The organism is Escherichia sp. AM3 (assembly GCF_032029835.1).
Classification (GTDB): domain Bacteria; phylum Pseudomonadota; class Gammaproteobacteria; order Enterobacterales; family Enterobacteriaceae; genus Escherichia; species Escherichia coli.
On the sequence record NZ_JAVUPQ010001339.1, the window covers coordinates 1 to 233 of the forward strand.

1 pseudogene is annotated in these 233 nt (G+C 56.2%); it reads right to left on the reverse strand.

Annotation, left to right across the window (positions count from 1 at the left end):
* Positions 1-233, reverse strand: a pseudogene (locus tag RTW80_RS30965) (ArgP/LysG family DNA-binding transcriptional regulator); the annotation flags it as partial.

The following is a 233-nucleotide window of genomic DNA, read 5'->3' on the forward strand; positions in this document are numbered from 1 at the left end:
GGGTTAAATCAATCAGCTCACCGCTTTTCAACTCTTTCTCAATCTGCAAATGCGGGATCATGCAGCAGGTGGTTCCCTGACGCGCGAGCTGTACGAAGGCTTCGGACGAGTTAACGATATGACACGGTACGCTGCCCGGCGGCAGATCGACGTTTTGTTGCAGGAAAGCCTGATGCATATCGTCCAGATGGTCGAAAGCGACGGCAGGCGCTTTCAGCAGCGCGGCGCGGGTC